The sequence below is a fragment of the Vagococcus entomophilus genome, assembly GCF_003987595.1.
Lineage (GTDB): Bacteria > Bacillota > Bacilli > Lactobacillales > Vagococcaceae > Vagococcus_E > Vagococcus_E entomophilus.
This window is the reverse complement of the sequence record NZ_NGJZ01000001.1, coordinates 18,250-44,035: the sequence shown is the minus strand read 5'-3', so window position 1 is coordinate 44,035 and position 25,786 is coordinate 18,250. Positions and strand designations below refer to the sequence as shown.

22 protein-coding genes are annotated in these 25,786 nt (G+C 37.3%); 6 read left to right on the top strand and 16 right to left on the bottom strand.

Features of this window, described 5'->3' with window-relative positions; all coding sequences use genetic code 11:
- Positions 1–68 precede the first annotated feature (68 nt).
- The 9 genes from CBF30_RS00195 to CBF30_RS00155 form a co-directional block, all read right to left on the bottom strand.
- Positions 69–380, bottom strand: coding sequence for an RNHCP domain-containing protein (locus tag CBF30_RS00195; RefSeq protein WP_126821606.1), 312 nt, complete (start codon positions 378–380; stop codon positions 69–71).
- A gap of 672 nt (positions 381–1,052) precedes the next feature.
- The gene (locus tag CBF30_RS00190) at positions 1,053–2,111 is read right to left on the bottom strand and encodes an NAD(P)/FAD-dependent oxidoreductase (RefSeq protein WP_126821605.1); all 1,059 of its coding nucleotides are present in this window, start codon (positions 2,109–2,111) and stop codon (positions 1,053–1,055) included.
- Positions 2,112–2,123: 12 nt separating this feature from the next.
- Positions 2,124–2,882 carry an ABC transporter ATP-binding protein gene (locus CBF30_RS00185; protein ID WP_126821604.1) on the bottom strand — a complete coding sequence of 253 codons (759 nt, stop codon included), beginning with the start codon at positions 2,880–2,882 and terminating at the stop codon, positions 2,124–2,126.
- A gap of 4 nt (positions 2,883–2,886) precedes the next feature.
- Positions 2,887–3,987 (bottom strand): FecCD family ABC transporter permease, encoded by a 1,101-nt coding sequence (locus CBF30_RS00180; protein ID WP_126821603.1) that lies wholly within the window; start codon positions 3,985–3,987, stop codon positions 2,887–2,889.
- A 22-nt stretch (positions 3,988–4,009) separates the two neighbouring features.
- Positions 4,010–5,032, bottom strand: coding sequence for an ABC transporter substrate-binding protein (locus CBF30_RS00175; RefSeq protein ID WP_126821602.1), 1,023 nt, complete (start codon positions 5,030–5,032; stop codon positions 4,010–4,012).
- Positions 5,033–5,204: 172 nt separating this feature from the next.
- Positions 5,205–5,801, bottom strand: a complete 597-nt coding sequence (locus CBF30_RS00170) for a response regulator transcription factor (protein ID WP_126821601.1) — start codon at positions 5,799–5,801, stop codon at positions 5,205–5,207.
- On the bottom strand, positions 5,798–6,916 hold the full coding sequence (locus CBF30_RS00165) for a sensor histidine kinase (protein WP_126821600.1): 1,119 nt from the start codon (positions 6,914–6,916) through the stop codon (positions 5,798–5,800). The genes CBF30_RS00170 and CBF30_RS00165 overlap by 4 nt, the downstream gene beginning before the upstream one ends.
- Entirely contained in the window at positions 6,909–7,664 is a 756-nt protein-coding gene (locus CBF30_RS00160) for an ABC transporter permease (protein WP_126821599.1), read from the bottom strand. Before CBF30_RS00160 ends, CBF30_RS00165 begins: the two co-directional genes overlap by 8 nt.
- Positions 7,657–8,532 carry an ABC transporter ATP-binding protein gene (locus CBF30_RS00155; RefSeq protein ID WP_126821598.1) on the bottom strand — a complete coding sequence of 292 codons (876 nt, stop codon included), beginning with the start codon at positions 8,530–8,532 and terminating at the stop codon, positions 7,657–7,659. The genes CBF30_RS00160 and CBF30_RS00155 overlap by 8 nt, the downstream gene beginning before the upstream one ends.
- Before the next feature lie 198 nt (positions 8,533–8,730).
- On the opposite strand from CBF30_RS00155, the gene guaD reads away from it, so the two are divergent.
- Positions 8,731–10,101, top strand: a complete 1,371-nt coding sequence (gene guaD, locus CBF30_RS00150; protein WP_126821597.1) for a guanine deaminase — start codon at positions 8,731–8,733, stop codon at positions 10,099–10,101.
- A gap of 17 nt (positions 10,102–10,118) precedes the next feature.
- Positions 10,119–11,453: a uracil-xanthine permease family protein gene (locus CBF30_RS00145; protein WP_126821596.1), complete on the top strand. Its 1,335-nt coding sequence runs from the start codon at positions 10,119–10,121 to the stop codon at positions 11,451–11,453.
- A 39-nt stretch (positions 11,454–11,492) separates the two neighbouring features.
- Here CBF30_RS00145 and CBF30_RS00140 read toward each other — a convergent pair whose 3' ends face one another.
- The 3 genes from CBF30_RS00140 to CBF30_RS00130 all read right to left on the bottom strand — a co-directional run bounded on the left by CBF30_RS00140 (position 11,493) and on the right by CBF30_RS00130 (position 15,820).
- Positions 11,493–11,906, bottom strand: a complete 414-nt coding sequence (locus CBF30_RS00140) for an Ohr family peroxiredoxin (RefSeq protein ID WP_126821595.1) — start codon at positions 11,904–11,906, stop codon at positions 11,493–11,495.
- 218 nt (positions 11,907–12,124) lie between these two features.
- On the bottom strand, positions 12,125–13,156 hold the full coding sequence (gene add, locus CBF30_RS00135) for an adenosine deaminase (protein ID WP_390221165.1): 1,032 nt from the start codon (positions 13,154–13,156) through the stop codon (positions 12,125–12,127).
- A gap of 249 nt (positions 13,157–13,405) precedes the next feature.
- Positions 13,406–15,820 carry an LPXTG cell wall anchor domain-containing protein gene (locus CBF30_RS00130; RefSeq protein ID WP_126821594.1) on the bottom strand — a complete coding sequence of 805 codons (2,415 nt, stop codon included), beginning with the start codon at positions 15,818–15,820 and terminating at the stop codon, positions 13,406–13,408.
- Positions 15,821–16,191: 371 nt separating this feature from the next.
- Between CBF30_RS00130 and CBF30_RS00125 the strand changes: the two genes are divergently transcribed.
- From CBF30_RS00125 to CBF30_RS00110, 4 genes are all read left to right on the top strand, one after another.
- The gene (locus CBF30_RS00125; protein WP_170168894.1) at positions 16,192–18,405 is read left to right on the top strand and encodes a glycosyltransferase family 2 protein; all 2,214 of its coding nucleotides are present in this window, start codon (positions 16,192–16,194) and stop codon (positions 18,403–18,405) included.
- Between the two features lie 399 nt (positions 18,406–18,804).
- Positions 18,805–19,239: a MarR family winged helix-turn-helix transcriptional regulator gene (locus CBF30_RS00120; protein ID WP_170168893.1), complete on the top strand. Its 435-nt coding sequence runs from the start codon at positions 18,805–18,807 to the stop codon at positions 19,237–19,239.
- 17 nt (positions 19,240–19,256) lie between these two features.
- Positions 19,257–19,892 (top strand): nitroreductase family protein, encoded by a 636-nt coding sequence (locus CBF30_RS00115; RefSeq protein ID WP_126821591.1) that lies wholly within the window; start codon positions 19,257–19,259, stop codon positions 19,890–19,892.
- A gap of 23 nt (positions 19,893–19,915) precedes the next feature.
- Complete coding sequence (locus tag CBF30_RS00110) at positions 19,916–20,281, top strand: DUF1304 domain-containing protein (RefSeq protein WP_126821590.1); 366 nt, start codon at positions 19,916–19,918, stop codon at positions 20,279–20,281.
- A 73-nt stretch (positions 20,282–20,354) separates the two neighbouring features.
- Here CBF30_RS00110 and CBF30_RS00105 read toward each other — a convergent pair whose 3' ends face one another.
- The 4 genes from CBF30_RS00105 to CBF30_RS00090 form a co-directional block, all read right to left on the bottom strand.
- Positions 20,355–20,696, bottom strand: coding sequence for a hypothetical protein (locus CBF30_RS00105; protein ID WP_126821589.1), 342 nt, complete (start codon positions 20,694–20,696; stop codon positions 20,355–20,357).
- 109 nt (positions 20,697–20,805) lie between these two features.
- The gene (locus tag CBF30_RS00100; RefSeq protein WP_126821588.1) at positions 20,806–23,760 is read right to left on the bottom strand and encodes a YhgE/Pip domain-containing protein; all 2,955 of its coding nucleotides are present in this window, start codon (positions 23,758–23,760) and stop codon (positions 20,806–20,808) included.
- Positions 23,747–24,232, bottom strand: coding sequence for an Rrf2 family transcriptional regulator (locus CBF30_RS00095; RefSeq protein ID WP_170168892.1), 486 nt, complete (start codon positions 24,230–24,232; stop codon positions 23,747–23,749). The genes CBF30_RS00100 and CBF30_RS00095 overlap by 14 nt, the downstream gene beginning before the upstream one ends.
- 179 nt (positions 24,233–24,411) lie before the next feature.
- Positions 24,412–25,776, bottom strand: coding sequence for an amino acid permease (locus tag CBF30_RS00090; protein WP_126821586.1), 1,365 nt, complete (start codon positions 25,774–25,776; stop codon positions 24,412–24,414).
- Between the last annotated feature and the right edge of the window lie 10 nt (positions 25,777–25,786).

Here is a 25,786-nt window from a genome sequence, read left to right as displayed (position 1 = left end):
ACCTCTCAGTCAAATAGACTCCCTATCAAAAATGCTTACTCCTCTTTAAAAATCTGCTACCATTTTTCTTATAACTGCAAATATTTTATTAAAAAAAAGAGGTCATCTTCTTGTACCGTATCAAAGGCAAGTTTATTCCACTGAAGTTGTTTACATGTTTGGCATTGGTGCAATACTTGATAGCCTTTTTTACTATGCTTCTTTAAGTCTACTGGTTCCATCAAACCAAGACAAGTTGAAGCCCTGTCTCCTGGAAACACGTCAACATGCTTTGAATACAAACAATAGGGACAATGATTTCGATAAGAACCATTTGTTAAGGCCTCGACTTTTTGTTGACAATTTTCACAATAAAATGCATTATTTTCTTTTTTCTGCACCTAATTTCCCTCCACTATTTTTTTAGTAGGAGAAATTAGGGTTCCGTTATTTCTTCTTGTTTTCAAACAAGTGATAGGCTCTTTTTCTTAGGGACTCATTCACCGCCTATAACCAAGCGATTACTACTGTTTCCAACTTCACAATTTTAATTGATCCGAACCTCTCGCAGTTTTTCTTTTTTTGTACTACGCACTGTGGCATGGCCTTCGCCACGCCCCAACAGTCAGTGTAATGAAAAAGACTACTATTCTTAGCCTCGTCCCCTAGGAATGATTAGGTGCAGTGAATCTGTATACATTCGTTACGCTAAATTTTTTTCTAACTATAATTGATTGGACATTTTGTTGCGCACACACTTTTCCACCACCTTTCTAATCGCTGACTCTTTTATTTGTGTGTAACCGCTCTAAATTCATTTTTTGAATCCCTGAATTAAAAACACTTCCAAATTGTCTTTTTTATAGCATAACACTCACTTGTCTCATTTTTCAAATAAAAAAGAGTTAGCACAGCATGGCTTAACTCCAATAATTAATCAGAATTCATAAGATTCTCTAGCATCATTGTTTAAACGATCGCTTATTTAAGCAAGCGTTCTTTTCCTTCATTTATTCGGATACTAAGAGCCTGAAACATAACTTGAATTTATGTTTCAGGCTCTTCTATTTGGCTTATTCAATCTGGTAGTCTTTTTTTATTTTTTTATTTTTTTCCTCAAATAATTGATTATGCGAAGAAACATAACCACGCTCATGTGCCTTCGGACTCACGTATTTTTTAGCAGCATTCACTGCATTGATAGCATCTTGAAAGACTCCAGCAAGTAAATGTACTTTTCCTTGATACTGTGCCAAGTCTCCTGCTACAAAAATACCAGGAACATTCGCCTCGCCTTTGCTCGTCGCTGCGACATAATACTCATCCATCAGCTCTATTCCTAACACGCCTTGTTGCAAAAGAGGATTCTTGCTTTCAAAGCCATGACTGACAACCAATCCCTCAACCTCAACATTGTGTTTCTCATTCGTTTTTCGATTGACCAAATGGACTATTTTGACAAAGTCTCCCTCTGCATCCATCGAAATATCCTCAATTTCTGTTTCAAAGTAACATTCAATTTGATTCTTGATTAATTTCGTAATGGTTGCTTCATGTGCTTTAAGTTCGCTTTGAGATTTTCGGTACACGAGTGTTACCTGAGCACCCAATTCTTGCAAAAATAGCGCCCATTCAAGTGCAGAATCACTCCCACCAGAAATCACTAACCGCTTTCTTTGCCAATCTTGCATGGCTTTCACATGATAATAAACATTTTTTGCTTCAATCGGTTTTCCTGCTTTGAGAATCAATTTTTTTGGGGTCACAATACCGTAGCCTGTAGCTAATAAAATCGTTTTAGTATAGTGTTTTTCTCCACTTTTTGCCTGTAGAATAAATTGATCATCTTCTTTGGTTATCGTCATTATCTGTTGATTTTTTACAACGGTTGGATGGAAAACCTGTGCTTGTTGAATCAAATCTTCCATAATCAATCGTGCTGGTTTTGGCGCAACTCCACCAATGTCCCACACGATTTTATCCTGATAGACATTCATTTTTCCACCTAGATAAGGATGTGCTTCAATTATTTTTGTTTTCATCTCTCTTAATCCACTATAAAAAGCGCTATATAGTCCTGCAGGTCCTGCCCCAATAATAGTGATATCAAAAAGCTCAGTCACATGTCTCATTCCTTTACACTTTTATAAATAGGCAATACTCAAACTTCCCGTAATAGGATTCGTGTAAATCTCACACGGAACCTCGAATAAAGTTTCCATTAACTCTTTAGTCACCAATTCTTCTGGTGCACCACTTGCAAGTACTTCTCCATCTTTTATCGCATACAAAAAGTCACAATAAGTCGCAGCAAGTTCAATATCATGGAGCGCTGCCAATACACCCGTATCTAAGTCTTTCACTATCCGCAGTATTTGAAGCTGATGTTTGATATCCAAATGGTTAGTTGGCTCATCTAAAATAAATAATTTAGGCTCCTGGACGAGCGCTCGAGCCAAAACGACTCGCTGCTTTTCTCCACCGGAAAGTGACAAAAAATTCCGCTCCCGATAAGCGGACAACTCAACCTGAGCTAAAGCTTTTTCAACTAACTCAAAATCTTTCTTCGTGTCGGACTCTAGCATTTTTTTATGTGGTGTTCGCCCCATCATCACCATTTGTTGGACAGTAAAATCAAAACTTATTTCATTAAACTGACTGACAACCGCAAATTTCTTTGCGACATTTTTGATGGAACTCTTCCTGATATCCATATCACCAAAATGGATGGCTCCTGTATCTGGCGGTAGGAGTTTATAAATACTGCGTAGTAACGTAGATTTCCCGCAACCATTTGGTCCAATCAGCCCAACAAATTGCTTTTCTTTGACTTTTATCGAAATATCCTTGACAATTTTTTTTTTCGCAAGCGTAATACTTACCTGATTTACAGATAAATCCATAATTTTAGCCTCCAAACTGATAGCTTTTTTTTGTCAGTATATATAAAAATAATGGGGCACCAATCAGCGAAGTCAAAATTCCAATTGGCAGTTCCACACCCGCTATCATTGTTCTGGCAAGGATATCTGACCAAACAAGAAATAACGATCCGATTATTAAAGAAAAGGGAAGGAGCTTTTGATGATTCGCACCTGTAAACGCTCGTAAAAAATGGGGAATAATTAGTCCAACAAAACCGATTGTGCCACAACTTGCAACCATCAGTCCGGTTAATAACGCTGTCAAAACCATATAAATTTTACGATATAAGTTTAAATCAATCCCCAATGTAGTTGCTGCTTCGTCCCCAAGCAACAACGTATTCAATACACGAAACTGTGATAAAAAAAACACGACTAGTATAAATAATACCCCTGAAAGGAGTGGCAATTGGTGCCAGCTTGTAGCTGCAAGACTCCCCATTGTCCAAAATGCCACGCTTTTCATTCCTTCAGTGTTATTCGAAAAATATATGATGAAGTTAGAGAAAGCACTACATAATGCACTAATAACCATCCCCGAAAGAACAAGTTTGACAGAGGTCATCTTGCCCCCCATTCCTGCTAAGATAAACACAATCAAGGAGGCAACTAACGCACCCGCAAAAGCCCAAAATGCCACGCCAGTCTGTGAAAAAAAGCTGCCACTGCCAAACCCAATTAAAATAGCAAAAGTTGCGCCTAAAGATGCGCCAGAGGAAATCCCTAAAATATAAGGATCTGCTAATGGATTTTGAACAGTTGCTTGCATGATAACGCCACATAAAGATAGCCCTGCGCCAATCAGAAGTGCCATTATTGCTCTTGGAAAGCGAATTTGCCAAATAATTGGAACATACGAACTAGAACCCACATGATCTAAATTTCCAATTGTTCCATTTGAAAGTTTGTAAATTACTATCTGAAACGTTTCTCTTAGAGGAATCGATACTTGCCCTATGGAGATGGAAATTATTAGTGATAAGACTAAAAATAGACCGAGCAAAATAAATAAACCAATCAAAACTTTTTGTGAATGATTAGAAAACCTCTTCTTATGTGTTGCTCCATTTTGCAATGCCTTCATCCCTAGCGAAACTCCCTTTTGCTTAGTTTTTAAATTGTTCTGGATAGATTTCTTTTGCTAATTTCTCGGTGCCTTCTAAAATACGGTATCCATAACTCCAAAATTCATTATAATCGATGAAAAAGACTTGTTGATTTTTTATCGCATTTACAGTTTGTAATGCTTTATTTGAGTAAAGTGCTGTTAAGGTTTGTTGATTATTTGAGCCCCCATCATAATAAGGAATCAATAACACATCTGGGTTCTTTGCCACCAAAGATTCTTTCGTGATTTCACCCGTACTTTTTGCAAAGGCGTTGCTGAGTTTAATCTTACTGAGCGTATCCGTTATATAGGTGTCGTCTGCTCCTGAATAAATCGTTACATTCTCACCGTCTACTCCCCAAATGTATGCGTAGCTCTTTTCTTTTTTAACAGATTCAACCGACTGCTTCAAGCTCTGCTCTTTTTGTTTTAATTCCTTAATCCAAGAAGCAGCTTTTTTTTCTATATTGAATACCTTCCCTAAATCTTTGATGTCTAAATACAGATCTGTATACGTTGCTTTTGGGATAGATGTTCGTTGTACGTATGTTTGAACGCCGGCATCATTCAGGGAGCTGACGGTTCCTACACCCCAGTCCTCATTGGCAAACAGCCCTGCACGCCCAATTACTAAATCAGGTGTTGCTCCTAAAACCAATTCTTTCCCCACATACTCCTTTGACAGTACAGGCAAAGACTCGAACTCTTTTTTTACAGTAGAATCAACTCCACCATAAAGAGCAGCCACACCAACAATTTTACTTTCAAGTCCCAAGTGAAGGAGCATTTCAGCAGTACCTTGAGTATTCGCTACCACTCTGTGGGGACTTGCTTCAAAAGTCACTTCCTTTTTCTGCCATTTCTTAGCACTATCACTTGAAGTGAAATTTTCTATTTTAATTGGATAATGTTCCACGTTATCTTTTGTTGTGGTTGTTTCTTTTGTTGCATTGGCTTTGCAACCTGCAAGTACAAGCAATGAAGCAATCCCTAATATACAAACGCTTTTCCACTTTTTCATTCTCTTTCCCCTTTCTAATATTGAGAATCATTCTCACTTATTCTAAATTAAAAAAGGATTGATTACAATCCTTATTCTTAAATTTGTTTAAAAAAGAACTTGAAACACTCTAATTTGTGTTCCAAGCCTTTATGAGCTATGTTCTTTTACAATTATTTCTACGTACGTTCACTTAAATCCAGCCATTTGTTTTCGCCAAAGAAACGGCTTCTGTGCGATTTTTAACTTCGATTTTATGGAACAAATCTGATAGGTAATTGCGAATGGTACCTTTTGAAAGATGTAATTCCTGAGCAATTTCTTTATTTTCCATCCCACTTTCTAAACATTTAAGCAACAGTCGTTCTCTTTCACTTATTGGAACCAAGTCAGAGAAAAATACGGTCATTAGCTCTGGTGCATAGACTTTCTCTCCAGCATCGACTTTACGAATAGATTCAGCTAGAAAATCACTTGAACTATCTTTGAGTAAATACCCACTCGCTCCTTGTTCCACCGCACGACGGAAGTATCCAGGCTTTGAAAAAGTGGTGAGCATAATAAATTTAGCATGTTGATTCGTAGTTTTTTCTAGGACGTCTAACCCCGTAAGTTCGGGCATCTCAACGTCTAGTAGCACAACATCCACCGAATGATTTTCTAAAAATGAATACGCCTGCGCCCCATTTTTCCCAACACCCACTATCTGAAAGTCTTCTTCTAATGATAATAAGGTTTCTAGTGCTCCTGCTAAAAGCCCTTGGTCTTCTGCAATATAAATACGAATCATTTTATTTCCTCCCATGGAATGACAATCTCCATTTTGTAAGACTTGTGTTCTGTCAGCAAGTTGACTTTGCCCCCAAATAACTTTATTCTCTCTTCCATACCAGTCAGTCCATTTCCTTTTTGAATCGCTTTTTTTACTACCCCGTTATCCGTTACGTTCATTTTAAACTTTCCTTCTTGCTGACAAAAATCAAGAAAACATTCGTTGCCATTACTGTGTCTTAAAAAATTGGTAACAACCTCTCGTATACAAAAAGAAACTTGGTGTTGAACGGCTGAGGGTAGCAGCTCAGCCAATGTCTCATCCTGGGTCATTAAAAATTTCCCTTGCGTCTCCAATAATTGATCACAGCGGATTAGCTCTTCCATGACACGCATATGTCTCATCTCAGTTACAATTTCTCTGACTTCTTTAAGAGTAGCTCTAGAAACTGCCTGAATCTCTTGCAACTCTTGCTTTGAGCGATCAGGAACTTTTTCAAACAATTTTAACGCGAGGTCTGTTTTTAGCGAAATTGCTGAAAGGGAGTGTCCCAAAGAATCGTGTAAGTCTCGCGCAATTTTAATTCTTTCCTCTTGACGAATAACATGTTCTAAACGTTTATTTGACTTGTTTTTTTGTCTTTTCTTACGATTGTTTATATACATCGTTCTCGCAGCGTATGGAGTGAAAAAGACTAAGCAGTAATAGACAAATAGAGAAATTAAATTATCTATTGAAAAAGGGAAAGTTGTAAGAGCGTATTGTACAATGCTCGATAAGATTGTACAGCTATAAAGGCTAATGATGCCTATATTAAATTCCTTTTTCTTCGTCCCACCAAGGACCCATCCACAAACGTTCGCTGGGTAAATAAAAAAGTATGGCATGCTTTCTAAAACAATAAAAAAATAGCAGGAAAGCAGCAATAATGTAGCATATGGTAGCCAATAATAGGCTGTATTGAAATAACTTTTTCGGTACGCTACTAAATAAAGAAAGAATAGTATGAGGTTTCCCCATTTTTCTGCGCTATTTGGCATCATCATCAAACTTAGCAATGGAAAAATTAAAAAAATAGAATACAAAATTGGGAAAATACCCATTTCTTTGGGAAACAACTGAAATTTACGCATGGTTTAACTGTCCTTTTTTCTTTTTAATATACATGTATAGTAGCACAAATCCGACAAAGTAAACAAAAATGATCAAAAAAGATTGGACCGTCGGCGCTTTACTTTTTAATATACTTTGAGTTTGAGTGTTCACGTAATAGGTCGGCAAAAATTTCGCTATCGCTTGAATCATTTTAGGCAAGTATTCTATCGGCCACCACAAGCCACTTACAATTGCCAGTGGAAAAACAAATATGTTTCCTAAAATACTGACCGTTTCTGCTCTTTTAGCGAAACTGATAAGTAACGCAATCGCCATAAAAGGAAGCGTCCCGTACAAAATCCAGCCTCCTAACGATAGCCAAGTCAAAATAGGCGCCTGAACTTTATTGACAACAATTCCCACTATAAAAATCAAGCAAATTAGTAAGCTGTTTAATAGCATTTGCATCCCCAACTTGATTCCTAAGTATCTTTTTGTACTAAAAGGAGTCGTAATCATCAGTTGGGTTACTCCTTTGATCTTATCCGTTACAATCGAACCAGATAAACTATATATGGAAGAAATTAGTACACTATATATGGTCATTGACTGCAGCGTCCGCATATTAAATGCTGGCATCTGCTCCTTCGTAACGCCCATGTTTAGTACTTTGGTAAAAAGCAGGTAAAACCCAATTGGCATACATAAAGAAAAAAAGATAAACGATTTATTACGCAAAAAAGCACGCTTAAATTCCATTTTTAATTGAACTAGTGTTTTATTCATCTGCTTTATCCTCCATCAAATCACGATATACATCCAAAAATGTAGTATGCTGTGTTTCCAAATGTTTAAACTCAACTTTTTTTTCTACTAATTCATAAATCAGTGCATCTAGGTTGGAACTATTTAAAAGAAGCTTATCCTTTTGGACGGTTATTTCTGTGACATTTTTTAATTCTGGTAACTCTCCTTTGTATTTATCTATTGAAATCCAAGATTTTTCATATCTATTTTTTAAACTTTTCAAACTTCCATCATGGGCAATAGTGCCCTCTTTTAAAAAAATCACTCTCCCACACAATGCTTCGACCTCTTCTACATGGTGCGTTGTTAACACGACTGTCGTACCTGCTGCTGAGAGTTTTCGGATATATGCCCATAATTCTTCACGAAGTTGAAAATCCATTCCGACTGTTGGCTCATCCAGTATCAATAATTGCGGTTTTCCAACAATTGCGTAAGCAAAATTTAGTCTTCTCAGTTGCCCTCCAGATAATTCATGACACATCTTTTTAGCATGTTGGCTCAGATGCACCAACTCTAGTAATTCCTCCACCGCGTAATAGTTTGTATAATAGGTTTGAAATAACATGAGCGATTCTTTGACTGTAAGTGAGGGTAAGCAGATGCTTTCTTGAAGAAGGACACCTATTTTTTCTTTTAACTTTGACGTCACTTTTTTTTCATCAAAAAGAAGAATTTCGCCACTATTAGGTTGCAACTCTCCTAAAATCATCCGAATAAGTGTAGACTTTCCTGCCCCATTTTTCCCCAATATTCCGACAATCTCACCTGCATCCACAGAAAAGTCAATCTGATTTAAAATAGTTTGATTCGTAAATTTCTTGCTGACTTGCTTAACTTCAATCATTATTTTCCTCCCGTACTCTTTGTTGATCTTACTATACTGAAATTTTTTTAAAAAAATAAGATGGAAGATGTCATCTCTTTTGTTGACATTTGTCACTAATAAAACACGAACATTAAACACAAAAAATAAAAAAACGTTTGAAATTAGCTTTTTTTTATTCTATAATATGCTAGTACTTTTTAAAAAAGGAGGATAAACATGAACCGCTTACAAATAATTCAAGCAAATGCATTTCATTCACCTAAATATGGAAAAATCGAATTTTTAGAAAATGTCCTTTTCTGTGTAGACGCTAAAGGAGTCATTCAAGACATTATTCACACTGATCATCCAGACTACTTGCAAGTACTTGCCTCAGCTAAAGAAGCTGGAAACTTGCAGACCTATCCTAAAGGTTCTTACTTACTCCCAGGTTTTATTGATTTACACGTTCATGCCCCTCAATGGCCACAAGCAGGTGTTGCGCTAGACCGGCCTTTATATGACTGGCTGAACCAATGTACCTTTCCACTTGAGGCAAAGTATGCTGATTTAAACTTTGCTCGTGAAGTTTACACAGATTTAGTTCATCAGTTGCTCCAAAGAGGCACGACCACTGTATTGTATTTTGGTTCCATCCATTCAGACTCTTGCTTAGAGTTAGCCAAAGCTTGTATCCAACAAGGACAAAGAGGTCTTGTTGGCAAAGTAGTGATGGACGATCCTAAGCAAAATCCTGAATATTACCGAGATAGCTCTACCCAAGAAGCTCTGGCAGAGACAGAGCGGTTTATCTTGAAAATGCTCGAACTAAATCAAAGCGCTCCTCAAGGTGTTTATCCGGTTGTAACCCCCCGCTTTATTCCCAGTTGCACCGATGAAGCACTCAAGGGTTTAGGGGAATTAGCCCAAAAATATGATGTTCATATCCAATCACATTGTAGTGAGAGTGATTGGGAGCATGAACACGTTCATACTCGTTTTGGAAAAACGGATTCTCAAGCCCTACATGATTTTGGGCTTCTTGGTAAAAAATCTGTCATGGCCCACTGTACATTTCTTGGAGAAGACGGAGCAAAGCTTTTTGCACAAACTGGAACAGCCATCGCTCATTGTCCCATCTCTAATGCCTATTTTGGAAATAGTGTCCTACCGACTGCTTCTTTACAAAAACTCGGGGTTGATATCGGTCTTGGAACAGATATTTCTGGCGGGTTCTCACCAAGTCTATATGACAATCTCAAACAAGCTGTCATCTCTTCTAGAATGCTAGAAGACGGCGTTGATTCAACTAAGCCTCCCGAAGAAAGAGGTCTCGCTGATTCCCGTATTTCGATTATAGAAGCTTTTTGGCATGCGACAACAGGCGGTGGGAAAGCTTTGTCTCTGCCTATTGGTCAGTTCAAAAAAGAGTTTGCGTTTGATGCGCAAGTCGTCCAAATTGATTCACAAAATAAACCTTACACTATGCCTGACTTTGGACTTTTCAATTCGGAAGAAGAAATTTTACAAAAAATCTTATATCTTGCCACCCCTCAAATGATTCGTGAAGTTTGGGTTCAAGGGAAAAAAGTTTATACAAACCATTAAAAAAGGAGTTCTCTCACTTGGAAAACAAAAATGCATTAGAAAGAAAAAGCGGTTTAACCATTGGACCTGATGAAGACATTTCATTTGGCCAATCCATTATTTTAGGATTACAACATGTTTTGGCAATGGATGTCTATGTGCCACCTTTTATTATTGCAACAAGTTTGGCGTTATCTAGTTCCCACGCCTCTGGTCTCATTCAAGCTACATTTTTAGGTGCTGGACTTGCAACACTTGTCCAAGTTTTACTCTTTATGAAGCTTCCTGTCTGTCAAGGGCCTTCTTTTGTCCCAATTGGAGCGGTCATTGGGATTTATGTTGGAGCAAATGGGATGGGCTCGGTACTTGGGGCCTGTCTTGTTGGGGCAATCGCTGTCACCTTATTTGGATGTTTAGGTATTTTTCAGTGGATTGTCAAAACCTTTATTCCACCACTCGTCAGCGGGACTATTATTATGATTGTTGGACTTACTCTGCTCCCATCTGCTTTAAATAGTAACATCTATGCCGTAACAAAGGGGGGGCCTTCCCTAGCACAAAATATTATTCTCGCCCTTATCACTGGAGCGGTCTTAATTTTTTGCTCGATGCTTGGAGATTATTTACCAAAATATGGACGCTTCTTTAGAATCAGTTCTGTTATTATTGCCCTCGCTGTCGGTTGTATTGTAGCTTCCTTTATGGGGGTATTGTCACTTGATCAAGTCGCTAAGGCTCCTATATTTAGCTTGCCCTATATTAGTTTTATTCATTATCACTTAACTTTTTCTTGGTCTGCTATTTTCACCATGCTCATTATTTATATCGTGTTACTAGCTGAAACAACTGGTACTTGGTTTGCTGTCAGCTCTGTAATTGAGGAGCCATTATCAGATAAGCAAATCAATCGTGGCGTCATTGGAGAGGGCGTTGGCTGTCTACTTGCCGCATTAGTTGGAACGACCCCGGTAACAGGATACTCAACCAATGCAGGTGTTATCTCTATTACAGGAGTAGCAAGTCGTAAAGTATTTGTCTTTGCAGGCTTTTGGTTCATTGCGCTTTCTTTCATTGGAAAACTTTCAGCTTTGATCAATGCTGTTCCAGCAGCTGTGATTGGTGGAGTGTTTGCTGTTGTTTGTATTATCATCATGTTAAGTGGATTCCGTGTGATTAAAGATCATCAGTTTTCTGAAAGAGAAATGTATGTTGTTGGAGTTCCTCTAATCTTTGCGATGGCGTTGCTCTTTATTCCAGCTAAAGCAACTGCTCAATTGCCACAATTTCTCAAATTTCTTTTTGATTCCCCTATTTCTGTGGGGGCTTTAGTCGCTATCTTAATGAATAAGGTAATTCCGGCAAAAAATAACTAGACAAAAAAAGAGGTAGCTCCATGAGAGCTGCCTCTTTTTTTATTCTCCAGTTTCTGCTTCCAAATGTACAGGAATGTTGCCCTTTACTGCTTTTGAGTATGGACATACAGAATCCGTTATTTTCATCAATTCCAATGTTTTTTCTTTGGATAAACCCTCAATTTTTCCGATTAACGTTACCTCTAAATTGAAATCTAATGCTTTCGCGTCTCCAACCAAAGAGACTTCTGCTCGCATAGAACGTTTTAAATCACCTAGTCCTTCTTTTTGTAAAACAAAGGTCAGTGCACTATTAAAACAAGCAGAAAAACCTGCTGCAAATAGTTGTTCTGGATTGGTATAACCCGCTTTAGGGGTCATCGACGTTTTGACTTCAAAACTTTTGTTTGGGGCATAACTGAGTCCTTCTCGTCCACCTTCATTAATGACTGTATTCGTTGAAATTTTGCTCATATTGTTTCCTCCTTTATTCTTTTTTCTTCTTTTAGTTAACCGCTTTTTTTAAAAAAATGCAATTCTCCTGTTTGTGATTTTTTGAAAGTAGCAAACTCTTATAAATAACCAGTAAGACTGGTACAGGATTCATACGTAATAAAAAAACCTAGTGGATAATTTCCACTAGGTATGCAGGCGAATGGGAGCTTTCTATCATGTCAGTTGGTAATTCCCACCTACTTTTCAGCATAATCCGCCACATATTCCTCTATTTCAGCAAAATATTGGGCCTTTCTTTCATCAGAAATCCAAGCAATTTCAAAGGAATTTTTGGCTAACTGGGCTATCTCTTTTGGAGCAAGAGGATATTTTTGACTAAGAGCCACAAAATCGTCCGAGATATAGCTTTGGAAATAAGCTGGATCGTCTGAATTAAGTGTCACCTTTACTCCCTCTTGCAAAAGCTTTAGCATCTCTTTGCCTTTCATATCCTCCACTACAAAACTGTTTGAAACAGGACAACAAGTCAAACCAATGCCTTTTTCTTTGATATATTCTACTAGTCTAGGATTTTCAACGATATTTGTCCCATGATCTATACGTTCTACCCCAATGTCAAGCAGAGCTTGTTCGATATGCTCAATTGAGTCTTCTTGGTCAATATCGCAATGCATCGTAGTGTGCCACCCAATCTCTTGGGCCTTTTTGAAGACTTTTTTAAATTTAATAGGTGGGTTATCCCTTTCATCAGAATCAAGCCCAACCCCTAAAATCAACTCTTTATATGGAAGAGCAGCGGTTAGCGTTTCCTCTGCTGATTCCGCTGAAAGGTCTCGCAGAAAACACATAACTAAGGCAGACTCAATCCCAAAAAGTGCTTGACTATCTGACACAGCCCTTGCGTATCCCTTAATCACCGTATCAAATGCAACTCCTCTTGTCGTGTGTGCTTGGGGATCAAAGAAAAGTTCCACATATCGAACATTGTGCTCTTTGGCCTTTTTTAAGTAATCTAGCGCTAGTCGGTAAAAGTCTTCTTCTTTTTGTAGGACACTCATCCCACTATAATAAACTTGTAAAAAAGAGGTCAACGAATCAAATTGATAGCTTTTTTTGATTTCTGCTACAGTCTTTTGCTCGAGTACCACTTGATTTTCTTTTGATAAAAGCAATTTCAATTCTGGTTCTAACGTTCCTTCTAAATGAAGATGTAGCTCTGCTTTAGGCATTCCTTTGATAAACTCTTTTGATGAAACTTTTGGTAACAAAACGAACACTCCTTCTTACTATTTAAATAAAATTCATCGCGATGTATCCTTACATTGTAGTTAATTAATTGAAAAAGCATTGGAAAGTTACTGATATTCACTGATTTTAATAAAGAAGAATAGCAACACGTTTCGGAAAAAAAGAGAATCTACAAAAACTTAGAAACAATTTCTGTCCTATTCTTCCTTATTTTCCGAAGCGAAATGCTGCTATCCCTTTTATTTTAATTAACTCCTATTTTCATCCGGTTAGTCATTTACTCGTTTGTGACGGAAAAACCCAACAAAAAGAGCAAAGACGACTACCATTAAAGCTCCGACTACTTTAAACATCTCATTCTTCTTTTCTCCCGTTTGTGGAAGTGCTGCTGTTGTTTTCCCTTTAGTTATACCTTCTGTACTGTTTTTAGTTCTATTTGTAGAGGCAGTCATATCCGTACTAGCTTTTGTCTGTTCAACCAGAGCATATTGAGAGAAGTGATCGGTTTCAAAGACAAAATAATTGCCTACCACTTTCCCTTGTGTATCTACAAGTTTAGCGTTATCTTTTGCGACATAATACACTGCTAATTTATTTTTATTATATCCAGCTGGAATTGGAATGGATACCGTAACCTTGCCAGTTGGTTCAATCGCTGCACCATTACTTGTCAGTGCGATATCAAACAATTCAAATTTTTCGAATTGTTTTTTTAGTTGTAAATAGTTTTCACCAGAATGAATTGCTGTTACTTTTATTGAAAATCCATTTGGTAATACGCCATTAGTATCTTGTACGCTGATTCCGGTATTGTTATCTGTTTGACTCGTTCCAGTATTTTTTTCTTTGGTCGTACTGTTTGTCGTTTCACTCGTACTCGTGCTTGTTGAGCCTGTGGTACTTTCTGTTGTTTCACTTGTGCTCGCGCTTGTTGAGCCTGTGGTACTTTCTGTTGTTTCACTTGTGCTCGTGCTTGTTGAATCTGTGGTACTTTCTGTTGTTTCACTTGTGCTCGCACTTGTTGAACCTGTGGTACTTTCTGTTGTTTCACTTGCGCTCGTACTTGTTGAGCCTGTGGTACTTTCTGTTGTTTCACTTGTGCTCGTCGCAGGAGTTCCACTAGGTACAATCGTATAACCCGTATATGTTTTTAAAGCAGAACTATCTTTACGCAAACGAATATTGAAGGTACCAGCTTCATCTACACGAACCTTAATCGTCTTCGTTGCCGTACCATTTGCATCTGCTGTAATAGAAAATTTATCTGAATACCCTGGTTTTGTTGGCATTGCTTCATCTGCAACTTTTATAAATCCAATTTGTGCTCCTTGTGTATAACTTCCAACAGCAGTTGATGTATACACGCCTACATTGTATCCCGTCACAGTTTCATTGGGAGTTAAGTCTGAAAATTGAATATCGACCGCAACCTCTTGCCCTTGTTTTATCTCTGTTGGGAAGTTGAAGTAGTAGCTAGCAGATTTTACGGGTGCAACGGTCGAGCCATATGCCCCATTAGCAAAAGTTGTAGCATCCCACCACTTATAGCCAGCTTTGGAAGTAGACCAAGGTTCGCTCTGTGACTCTGTCGTTTTTTCTGGGGCTTCATCGTCATTTAATACTGTTTTGCTGGATAATGAAATTCCCTTTTCAGTAAACGTCTTGTAACTTTCTTCTTGGGACAACCAGTTGGTTAAATTGAGTAAAAGCTGTGCATCACTCGCCTCTTTAAATCCGTCATAAGTAGCCTTTTTAGTCCCTGCTTCTTCATTCGCATATTTAGGTGTTGCATCTTCTACTGCCGAAGAATCCCCAATAAATGCGGCCTTTCCTAAGCCTTTTTTCGCAATGGCAACATAAGCTCCTTCTGCAATACCTCCGCCATTGTAAACCCCTTGATCGACTGCATAAGACCATTTATTTGCACTAGTCAAACCAGAAGGTAAGTAGACCAGCCCTTTGGCTACTTCTGGATTTGTAATTGCAATGGTACTACCCGCATGGAGTGCAACATTAGTTACACCATCTAAGATTCCAAACGTATTATCTAATGTTTGAGCCCCTGCATTTTCCAAATTGTCTAACGCATTATATCTAAAGCGGACACCAAAGGTACTTGATAGCCAGTCGCTACTCGTGACTCCCTGCATTGCAGTGGAGTTCTTTTCCTCATCTGTCATTCCTTTTGTTGGTTCGGTATACGCACCTCGTCTGTATCCGTTGAACACCTCAGAAGCGTCCCAACGATTTTTATTTCGATCCGCATTGTAATGATCCGCAATATAAAAGACAGAGCCACCTTGCTCTACGTAATCTGAAATTGCTTGTTGTTCAGAAGTTTTATAAGGAATATTAGCTTCTGGAATAACGAACACATCATACCCTTTCAAATCGTCTAACGTAATAGGCGTTGTTTGACGCAACTCCTTCACATAAAAACCATCTTGAGCGAGTGCATTGGCATAATCTGAAAATCCCCCATCAATTACCCAGTCTGCTGCCCCAGCCGTCTGCGCATGCGTATTATCAAATAATACTTTCTTATTTTTTACCGTACCACTAGCTGGTTGAATCACTGGTGCTGGATCATTGGCAGTTTCTGCCTGTGCCGGCATTGTCTCCATTCCAAGTCCCATACCTAATAATATTGTAGACACTAACATAAGCTTACTTCTTCTTTTCATCCCGTTACCCTCATCCTTTTTTGCCTTTTTTTTCTGCAACACTTCGCCTTTTCTCACATTTTAGCATTGTAAATAGACGAACAATTACAAATCAGATTATACACATTGTTTGTAAAATTAACGTAAATCCCTTTTTATTTTAGGGTAAAACTCCAAATATATCAACTAAAAACTGAACATTCTTTTTTTAAAAAAGAAATTGGTTTTTTTGAACATATTTTTATTCAATTTTGCTTAGCAAACTTTTTTATATTCAAACCTAATTGTTATGTTTTTAAAATTATGATAGGATTATGTTAATTTATTGTTTAATATTAGGATATTTTTTTTTAATCACAAAAAAAGTATTCACACACAAGGGGGGAATATGGTTGTTTTTATATACAATTATCAGTCTTTTTTTATTAATTATTTTTTACTTAGCCGGACAAAAAAGCACTTTATTTAAAAAAGGAACAATTATTTTGTTTTTATTTTTCAACTTAATTTATCTGGGCTGGCGGACTTTTTATACAGTACCTAGCATTAGTATCTTAAGTGTACTTGCTGGAATTTTACTACTACTAACTGAATGGGGAGGCTTTCTTCAATCATTTGTCTTTGGCATTTTATTTTGGACAGATACCAAGCGTAATAAGAAATGGTTGGCCGATTTAGAAATTTTACCTACCGTTGATATTTTTGTTGCTACATACAACGAACCATTAGATTTGTTAAAAAGAATGATTGTTGCGTGCCAACTAATTGATTATCCCGACAAGCATTTGGTCAAAATTTATATCTGTGATGATGGAAATAGGGATGAAGTGAGAGCATTATGCCAAAAATACGGGGTCATTCATGTCACTCGTTCCGACAACAAACATGCAAAAGCTGGAAATCTAAATCATGCTCTCACCGTCTCTAATGGCGAAGTTGTCGTCACATTGGATGCTGACATGATTCCTAGAAAAAACTTTTTGCAAAAAACTATGGGCTACTTTTCAGATGAACGTGTCGGCTTTATTCAAGCACCACAAGCTTTTTTTAACGATGATCCCTTCCAATTTAATTTGTTTGCAGAAGAAAGAATTATTAATGAACAAGATTTTTTCATGAGAAAACTAGAAGAAAAAAAAGACCATTATAATGCCACAATGTATATTGGAAGTAACGCTTTGTTCAAGCGCACCACATTAGACTCAGTAAACGGATTTGCCACTGGAGTTATCACTGAGGATATGGCAACAGGCATGCTAATCCAAGCAAAAGGCTGGGAGACCGTTTTTGTCAATGAAGTTTTAGCTGTTGGCCTCGCTCCAGAAACCTATAAAGATTTAATCAAACAGCGTGATCGTTGGTGCCGTGGCAACATCCAAGTGATGAAAAAATGGAACATTTTTACTTTAAAAGGATTATCTTGGATGCAAAAGTTGTTATATATTGATGGCATCCATTATTGGTTTTTCGGCGTTTATAAAATGATTTTTTTATTTGCTCCACTGCTTTATCTTTTATTTCATATCTATAGTTTGCAAGCTAGTTTTGTAGACTTATTATACTTTTGGCTGCCTGCTTTTTTGTCTTCTCAACTATTCTTCAATCTAGTCTCAGACAAAAAACGCACCGTAATGTGGAGTAATGTTTACGAAATTGCACTCGCTCCTTCAATGGCTTATGCGGCACTTTCTGAACTCTTTTTAAAGAAAAAGAAAAAGTTTCATGTAACACGTAAAGGGGTCCAAACTGATCAACGTTACTTCCTCTTTAAGTCTAGCTTTGTCCACATTTTTTTACTATTATTATCTTTGATTTCACTAGTAAAGATTCTGCTCTTTTGGATTCGACCAGATTTAGTCCAGTTTAATCCAAGTAGTTTATATATTAATATTTTTTGGCTACTCTACAATATTCTTTGCATCTCAATTGCAATTCTTGTCGCAGTAGAACGTCCAAGATATCGTTCTACTGAGCGTTTTCCTGTTCGTAAGCACGGACTTTTAGACAATCTTGCCTCATTTAAAACAGAAGTCAAAGTCCAAGATTTAAACGAGTTTGGTGCACGTCTTAGTACACAAAAATCTAATCTTGTCGACTCATTAGAACATATTCATCTAACCATTGATGGCTATTCATTTTATGGAATCGTCAAGTGGGTCATCGATAAAAATGATTCTGCAGAGCTGGGGATTCAATTCCAAAAAGTTCCTCCAGAAAGTTATTCCTATGTTATTTCAACTGTTTATAGCACACCTCAAAAAGAAAAAGATAACCGTGGCTATGGAAATTCTTCTCTGCTATATACTTTCTTCAACTTCTTATTTAAAACTGAGAAAAAACCCGAAAGTCACAAACGTTTGACTATTCGCGAACGAAGCAAGCTAACTGGTGAATTTTTAAAAGAAGGAACCACTTACCCTTTTTCAGTAATTGATGCCTCTGTTAGTGGCTATCAAATTAAAACAAAAGCCAAACTAGCCGTAGGAGAAATTATCTCTTTACAATTACCCAACTTTGAAAAACCTGTGCAAGTGGAAATTCGTTGGCAAAAAAGAAGAGTTTTTCGCACCTATGCTGGCTCTAAAATATTACGCTCAACCAACTAGCTAAAGGCTATTTTATAAAAAATGCTTTAGTCGCTATAGGAAAACCGTTTTTCAACGTATTCCTACTTTTTAGAGGTCACATTGAGAATAAGCCTGAGACATCACTCAAAAGTGATGTCTCAGGCTTTCTTATTATCCAAATAAACGGTAAAAACAAAAACTACTGCTTCTTGAATCAGCTATAATCAGCAACATTTTAAAAAATATTAGGTTAATTTAGCCTTATTTCTCGAGGTGAAAAACTTCTATCTCTCCGCTCTTTTTTGATGCTTCGTTTCCGACACTGCCATGTTGTGCTACACTTAATAAAACAAAGCAAAATAATTGTAATTTATGAAAAATATGATAATATATGACTTATCAACAATTGACATGTCATATATCAAGGAGATGATCACTTTGAATTCTGACACAACTATGCTTGACTCATTGCTTCTAATAAAAAAAATGACCCCGAAGTTGAATCTGCTATTTGAAAAGGCAACAAATATTAGCTTGATTCGATTTGAAATGCTGTGCTACTTAGACCAAGTGGATCAAGTTTCACAAGTTCAATTAAAAAAAATTATTCCCATTGATCAAGCAGCTATCACGAGGCATTTAAAAATATTAGAAGAAAAAAAATTTGTTGAAAGAAATAGAAATGCAAAAAATCAGCGAGAAATACTGGTAAAGATTACCCCTTTAGGTGAAAGTGTTTTACATGAATGCGATTCTCATAAGCAACTCACACTTAACCAACTCTTTGAAGAGTTTACACGAGATGAAATCTATGCTTTTCATTCTCTTTTACTCAAATTGGAGCACAATCTTTATCCTGACACTGATCGCTAAGAAAAGGAAGCGGAATTATGCAAAAACAGTTGGAAAATAATTTTCAAAAAATCTTTAAAGGACGTCGTTCGATTCGCTCTTATGACCCTAAAATTAAAATTTCAAAAGAGGAAATGCAAAACATATTAGCCGATGCTACCCTTGCCCCCTCTTCTGTAAATATGCAACCTTGGCGCTTCGTTGTCGTCGAAACCCCTGAGGCAAAGGACAAATTGCGGCCACTGATTCGTTTTAATACGACACAAAACGATACTTCATCTGCCATGATTTTGATATTTGGTGATATGCAATGTTACGAATTTGCTGAAGAAATATACAATCAAGCAGTTATTGAAGGTAAAATGCCTGAAGAAGTGAAAGAAAAACAGTTAGGAGCCATCTTGCCACATTATAAAAACCTTACTTCTGATCAAATGAATGATATTGTCAAAATTGATAGCAGCCTTGTTGCTATGCAACTAATGCTAGTCGCAAGGGCTTATGGCTACGATACCAATCCAATTGGAGGTTTTGAAGCGGACAAGTTAGCAGAAACCTTTGATTTAGATCCAACACGCTATGTTCCGGTGATGATTCTTTCAATTGGTGTCGCAGCCGATACAGGATACGAGTCGGTTCGTCTGCCAATTAATAAACTAACTGAATGGAAATAACATGATCTGAAAGGAACGTGAACATGTCTACTTTATCACTAATTCTATGTTTCATTGTGGCACTTGAACATCTCTATATTATGTACCTAGAAACATTCCAAACTGCCTCTAAAAAAACTGCTCAAACTTTTGGTATGTCTCAGGAATTTTTAAGCAACCCGCGCGTTCAAACTTTATTTAAAAATCAAGGAATCTATAACGGTTTGCTTGCAATTAGCCTATTCTATGCCTTGTTTTTTTCTAGTAATTCACTAGAACTGGCTACACTCTTGGTGATTTTTGTTTTATTAGCCGCTCTATATGGTAGCTTCACAAGTAATAAGACAATCCTTATCAAACAAGGAGGACCCGCGATTCTCGCTTTAATAAGCTTATTGTTTCTTCATTAGAACCGATACAAAAACGTGCATGAAACCAAAGTCTATTGCTTTAGTCTCATGCACGTTTTTAGCACACGCTTTTTCACAAATCATATTTCAGCTTAAAATATTTTGGATTTTTTTTGTCATATAAAATCGTAACCCAGTTGCCTTTTGCGAACAACTCTCTATTTTTAGTCTTTGTCCAAATCTTTCTTGTTAAAATGGTTACTTCTCCATTTGAGCTCACTCTTAGTGTCAGTTTGATTTTTCTATAAGAAATTCCCTTTGCAAGTAAACTTTCATTGGTCCAAGTATTGCTTGAAAAAAAGCACTCTACAATTTGAGCATTTGTTTCACCCCATGTAATGCTCTGCTTTTTTTTCGTGAAATACTGGATTAGCAAAACAATTACAAGTAACAAACTAATTAGCATCCATTGCATTTCGTTTTCCCCTCCAGCGTTTTGATTGAAAGTAGCTCTATTTTATTTATCTTGTAAAAAATACGAAACTCGTATAACACAGAGTTTCGTATTTTTTGTGCATCGTTGTTTACAATTCAAATTTCATTTCTCTAACTTCTGGACTTTTCCGCTTTCTATGATAGAAGAGAATCATGAGTCCGTTAAAGAGGACTGTCAAAATCAAGAGAATTGCTAAATCAGAAGCAATGGAGCCTCCAATTGACAAGGTTGTTCTTAGTGCATGGATTCCATAAGTCATTGGTAAATATGGATTAATCACTTGGAAAAACTTACTTGATAAAGCAATTGGATACGTGCCTGCTGAACCCGCTAATTGCAAGATCATAAAGATCAACATTAAGAATGCGCCAGGCTTATTAAAGACTAAGTTAAAGAATGTAATCATACTCATATACGTAATAGATTCGATAATCAATACTAGTAACGTTTTACCTGGATCTAACGCACTTAATCCATCAATAGCTACAAGGGCACCAAACATTACGATTGCTTGTAAAACTGCCACAATCCCTAAAATAGACATCTTGCTTGCCCACCATGCAATACCAGAAGTCGGCTTTTTCTTAGGTGTAAAGGCATCAAACATCATATTTAATGTTAAACATGCGACAAAAAGTGCCACAGACATCATATATGGAGCCATTCCGGTTCCGTTATTTGGAACTTTTGCCGTCTCTTTATGAACAGTTTTAACAGGAGTCGCCATCATGGAATACGTATCTCCATTACTTTTCACATCATTTAACTTGGTAGCCGCTTGACTTAAGCTAGAGTGTAAAGTGTTGGTTCCATCATTCACTTGACCAATCGCATTCAAAAGTTTATTGGATCCTGTTGCAAGTTGTGTTGAACCACTAGATATTTGAGTTGCGCCACTTGCGAGTTGATTACTTCCAGAAACAAGTGTTGGGCTGTTATTTGTCAGTTGGCTAGTCCCATCTACAAGTGAAGAAGTTCCCGACTTAAGCGCACCAATACCAGAAGTAAGGGTTGGAATCTTGCTATCAAGAGACTGCAATCCTTGGGCAACCTGACTGGCACCACTATTTAACTCAGTAGATTTTGAAGCCAATGTGTTGGCTCCAGTAGCAGCTTGTTGTACCCCTTGATTCACTTGCTCTGCACCAGCGACAAGGGCTGGAACACCCGCTGATTGGTTCGTAGCAACTGTCGATACTGCATCCGTTATTTCTTGCATGCCTTGATTTAATGCTTTTGAATTGTCACTTACTTTGCTTGCACCAGCTGAAAGCTGTGCAACAGCGCCAGTGTACTGCGTAATTCCAGTGTTTAATGCTGCAACCCCTTGACTGAGTTTCGTCAGTTGTGCTTCCATAGAAGCTGCAAAAGCTGTAACTTGAGTATTAAGTGCACTGGCCCCACCTGCGAGTTGTGCACTGCTTACTTTCAACTGAGCTACACTGTTTTGAAGCGTAGAAAATTGTGCCATTAAAGCTTCCAGTTTGGTTAAAAGCGCAGAAACTTGGGTTAATTCTCCGCTCGTACTATCATTTGTTGCTTTAATTTCACTTGCTTTGTTTGTTACATTTGTGGTGCTCGTATCGCTTGCTGAATTTTGTACCGCACTGAGCAAGGCTTGCTTTTGTTCTTCTGGCAAACTTTGATAAGTTGAATCATTTTGAAGTGCTGCAACTGCTGACGCTTTTGCACTATTTTTAGTTACTTCAGTATCACTTTGCGCAGCGTTTTGCAATTCACTCGTTTTACTTGAGATTGTTGCAGTATTTTGGCCGACCTTTGTTAAATGATCTTTCAATTCTGTGATAGAAACAGAACTAGCATCTATCGCAGCTTTTAACTTGGTCATACCATCATCTAAAGCAGTTAGCCCACTAGATAATTGGGTGGTTCCATCTTTCAAAGAGGAGACACCTGCAATCAATTTCGCTTTATTCGCTATAATCCCATTTGCGCCGTTGATGCCTTCATCTAATTGACTGGCCCCATCTGTCAATTTACCACTTGTTGAATTTAGTGCTGCTAAGCCTGTTGCAACTTGATCGACTCCGTTTGTATAGTTTTTTACGTTGGGGGTTAACTTTTCTGCTAGACTCGTATTTAACTCATTCATTCCATTTTGTAAACTGCCCAAACCATTAGCTAAAGTGGCTGTTCCTAATGCTAATTTACCACTCAAGCCTTCATTTAGTGTATTGACACCTGAGGTATATTGCGTCACTCCACCAGAAAGTGTTTGAGAGCCTGTTGCTAATTGCCCGACACCACTTGCAAGAGCTGGCGTAGAATTTTGAAGTGTGGCTACGCCTTCATCAAGCTTTGTACTACCCGATTGAACCTGTGCTACACCGGCTACATATTTTTCCAAGCCAACATTTAATGTACTGGCACCATCTGCAAATTTGAGTGAACTAGCAGACAAAGTGTTTAGCCCAGTTGAGAGCGTGTTTTGTCCATCTCCAAGTTGTTTTGTCCCATTTGCCAATTTCTTAGTTCCATCTGCCGCACTGCTCATACCTTTGCCCACAGTTTTTAACTGGGCAAACATGCTTTTCGCATAAATCTTGGTCACCTGAGAAGAAACTTTAGCTTTCAACTCTTTCGCTGCTGACTCTGAAAACTTAGAAGCAATAAAACTATGTCCAGCGCTGGTTTCGTATTTAAGTTTCATCTCTTTTGGTTTTTCTTCTAATAGAGTTGTCGCATTTTTTGAGAATTCTTTTGGAATCGTAAGCACCATATAATACGTACCATCTTTAAGTCCCGCTGCTGCTTTTTTTGCTGTTGTAAAATGGAAATCCAATGAATCAGAGCTCTTCATATTTTTTTCCATATCTTTCCCAACCGTTAACGTTTTGCCTTCATAATGAACAGATTGATCCTGATTCACAACTGCTACAGGCAACTCAGACATTTTGCCATATGGGTCCCATAGCGAGCTTAAAAAGATTACGTTATATAATGTTGGAACCAACATGATTGCAAAAAGAACAACCAGCATAAATTTATTTTTAAATAAATGTTTCCATTCATTTTTTATCATCTTTTATCACTTCCCTTATATTTTTCCAAACAACGGTTCCCTGCTCATAATCATGTCTCGGGAGTAATTCCGAAAGATAATAGCCTTCTAACTTGGTTAAGAATAACTGCTCGGCTTCGGAAACCACCTGTAACACTTCTTTTTCAGCATGAACAATAATATTTTCATAGGAAAAGACCTTATGCGCTAAATGAGCCGGTTGTAATATACTCTCTTTTCCCTCAATCGCATAATAAACATCCAGCATGCTGATTTTTTCGATGCTTCTAGCTAGTTTAAATCCGCCTTCTTTTCCTGCTTCTGATTTGATTAGATTGGCTACTACCAACTGTCGCAATATTTTTTTGGAGTAAGAGTCGGAAACTTCTAAACGTTCACTAATAATCGAACTTTTAACGGGTCGATGCTCTTTTTCAAGCGTTAGCATAATCAAGATGCATACTGCTTGCTCCAAACTTCTTTTCAGCTTCATCTTTTCCCTCCTCTTAAAGACATTTCTTATCCGTGGATATGTTTTATCTATAGATATCATACATCAACCTTTTAAAATTGCAACTATTTCCTTTCATTTTCTTGAATATTTTCAGAAATATAAAAAGCCGCTTATAAATAAGCAGCTTTTTGCCAGTATCCTCTTTTGAAATTTTAATTTTACCTCTGCCTTTTCGCTTTCGCCTCAGCCAAGTAATAATATCCTACAATCACAATATAGATAAGCAAGGTTAGTAACGTAACGATAACATTCGTGGAAAACAAAATTCCAAAGAAAATTAAGATTAAAGAAATTAAGGAAAAATAAGAGGTGTACGGGTAAAAATTCACATGATAAGCAGTTGGATTAAATGCAACTTTACGACTGCGAATATGCCCATAGCAAAGTAAAAACCAAATAATTAAAATGGTATAGCTGATTGATCCCATCAAGTAATTAAACAAGGTATTTCCTACAAAGAAAGTCAGCAAAACACCCGCAAAAAGAGAGAAAGAACAAATAATAACTGATACATATGGTACTGCATGTTTATTTAATTTCATTAAATTTTGAGAAATCTTAGTCTTTTTCCGACTTCTTTTTCCTTGCATATAAAGCAATCGAGAAGAAGAATAAATTCCAGAATTAATAGAAGAAATTAATGCGAGCACGATGACAAAATTAACAATATCTGCTGCATATGGAATGTGTAATAAATTAAAAACTTGAACAAATGGGCTCACTTTCCCATCTAAAGAATTCCAAGGAAATAGCGTCACAATAATGAAGAAAGGAATAATATAAAAAGAAATAATCCGAACCATAATTCCCTTTACTGCTTTTGGAATTGCTAATTGGGGATTCTCCACTTCTCCGATTGTAATCCCAATCAGTTCAGAACCCGCAAAGGAATAGATAACAATTAACATAGAGCTCAAGAAGCCAAATATTCCCTTTGGGAAAAATCCGCCATTATCTGTTAAATTATGAAAAGCGTGCTCAGTTTGCATTACATTTTTACTGATTAAAAACACTCCTGCTAAAATAAAGAAAATGATTACTGAAATTTTCAAGATTGCTAACCAGTACTCGGTCTCTGCAAATAATTTTACTGATAAAAGATTGATACCAGAAATGACGACAGAAATGCATAATATAATCAGCCAAGATGGAACATGGGGAAACCATAATTGAATAAAAGTCGCTGCTGCGATGGCTTCTGCGGTAATGTCTAAAAACCACATCATAAAATATGCCCAATCAATTAAGTAAGCTGAAAAACGGCCTGTAATTGGCTGAAGGAGTTCTGAAAAGCCACTTACTCCTGGGTTGTTGGCCGTCATCTCAGCCATACCTTGCATAATAAAGAGTAAAATAAACCCTCCCACTAGGTAGGATAAAATGACCGCTGGTCCGGCAGTTTGGACAGCGTCACTACTCCCTTTAAATAAGCCAGCACCAATTGCTCCTCCAAGTGCTAGCATGGTGATATGACGACTTTTTAGCGTACGCTGTAAGCCATTTTTTGTTGAACTACTACTCATGAAACTCTGT

What these genes read in the sequence shown, in the direction of transcription:
- CBF30_RS00190 (WP_126821605.1), bottom strand. Translation starts at nt 2,111, where the DNA reads ATGAGACATGTGACTGAGCTTTTTGATATCACTATTATTGGGGCAGGA.
- CBF30_RS00185 (WP_126821604.1), bottom strand. Translation starts at nt 2,882, where the DNA reads ATGGATTTATCTGTAAATCAGGTAAGTATTACGCTTGCGAAAAAAAAA.
- CBF30_RS00180 (WP_126821603.1), bottom strand. Translation starts at nt 3,987, where the DNA reads ATGAAGGCATTGCAAAATGGAGCAACACATAAGAAGAGGTTTTCTAAT.
- CBF30_RS00175 (WP_126821602.1), bottom strand. Translation starts at nt 5,032, where the DNA reads ATGAAAAAGTGGAAAAGCGTTTGTATATTAGGGATTGCTTCATTGCTT.
- CBF30_RS00170 (WP_126821601.1), bottom strand. Translation starts at nt 5,801, where the DNA reads ATGATTCGTATTTATATTGCAGAAGACCAAGGGCTTTTAGCAGGAGCA.
- CBF30_RS00165 (WP_126821600.1), bottom strand. Translation starts at nt 6,916, where the DNA reads ATGCGTAAATTTCAGTTGTTTCCCAAAGAAATGGGTATTTTCCCAATT.
- CBF30_RS00160 (WP_126821599.1), bottom strand. Translation starts at nt 7,664, where the DNA reads ATGAATAAAACACTAGTTCAATTAAAAATGGAATTTAAGCGTGCTTTT.
- CBF30_RS00155 (WP_126821598.1), bottom strand. Translation starts at nt 8,532, where the DNA reads ATGATTGAAGTTAAGCAAGTCAGCAAGAAATTTACGAATCAAACTATT.
- guaD (WP_126821597.1), top strand. Translation starts at nt 8,731, where the DNA reads ATGAACCGCTTACAAATAATTCAAGCAAATGCATTTCATTCACCTAAA.
- CBF30_RS00140 (WP_126821595.1), bottom strand. Translation starts at nt 11,906, where the DNA reads ATGAGCAAAATTTCAACGAATACAGTCATTAATGAAGGTGGACGAGAA.
- CBF30_RS00130 (WP_126821594.1), bottom strand. Translation starts at nt 15,820, where the DNA reads ATGAAAAGAAGAAGTAAGCTTATGTTAGTGTCTACAATATTATTAGGT.
- CBF30_RS00115 (WP_126821591.1), top strand. Translation starts at nt 19,257, where the DNA reads ATGCAAAAACAGTTGGAAAATAATTTTCAAAAAATCTTTAAAGGACGT.
- CBF30_RS00110 (WP_126821590.1), top strand. Translation starts at nt 19,916, where the DNA reads ATGTCTACTTTATCACTAATTCTATGTTTCATTGTGGCACTTGAACAT.
- CBF30_RS00105 (WP_126821589.1), bottom strand. Translation starts at nt 20,696, where the DNA reads ATGCAATGGATGCTAATTAGTTTGTTACTTGTAATTGTTTTGCTAATC.
- CBF30_RS00100 (WP_126821588.1), bottom strand. Translation starts at nt 23,760, where the DNA reads ATGATAAAAAATGAATGGAAACATTTATTTAAAAATAAATTTATGCTG.
- CBF30_RS00095 (WP_170168892.1), bottom strand. Translation starts at nt 24,232, where the DNA reads ATGAAGCTGAAAAGAAGTTTGGAGCAAGCAGTATGCATCTTGATTATG.
- CBF30_RS00090 (WP_126821586.1), bottom strand. Translation starts at nt 25,776, where the DNA reads ATGAGTAGTAGTTCAACAAAAAATGGCTTACAGCGTACGCTAAAAAGT.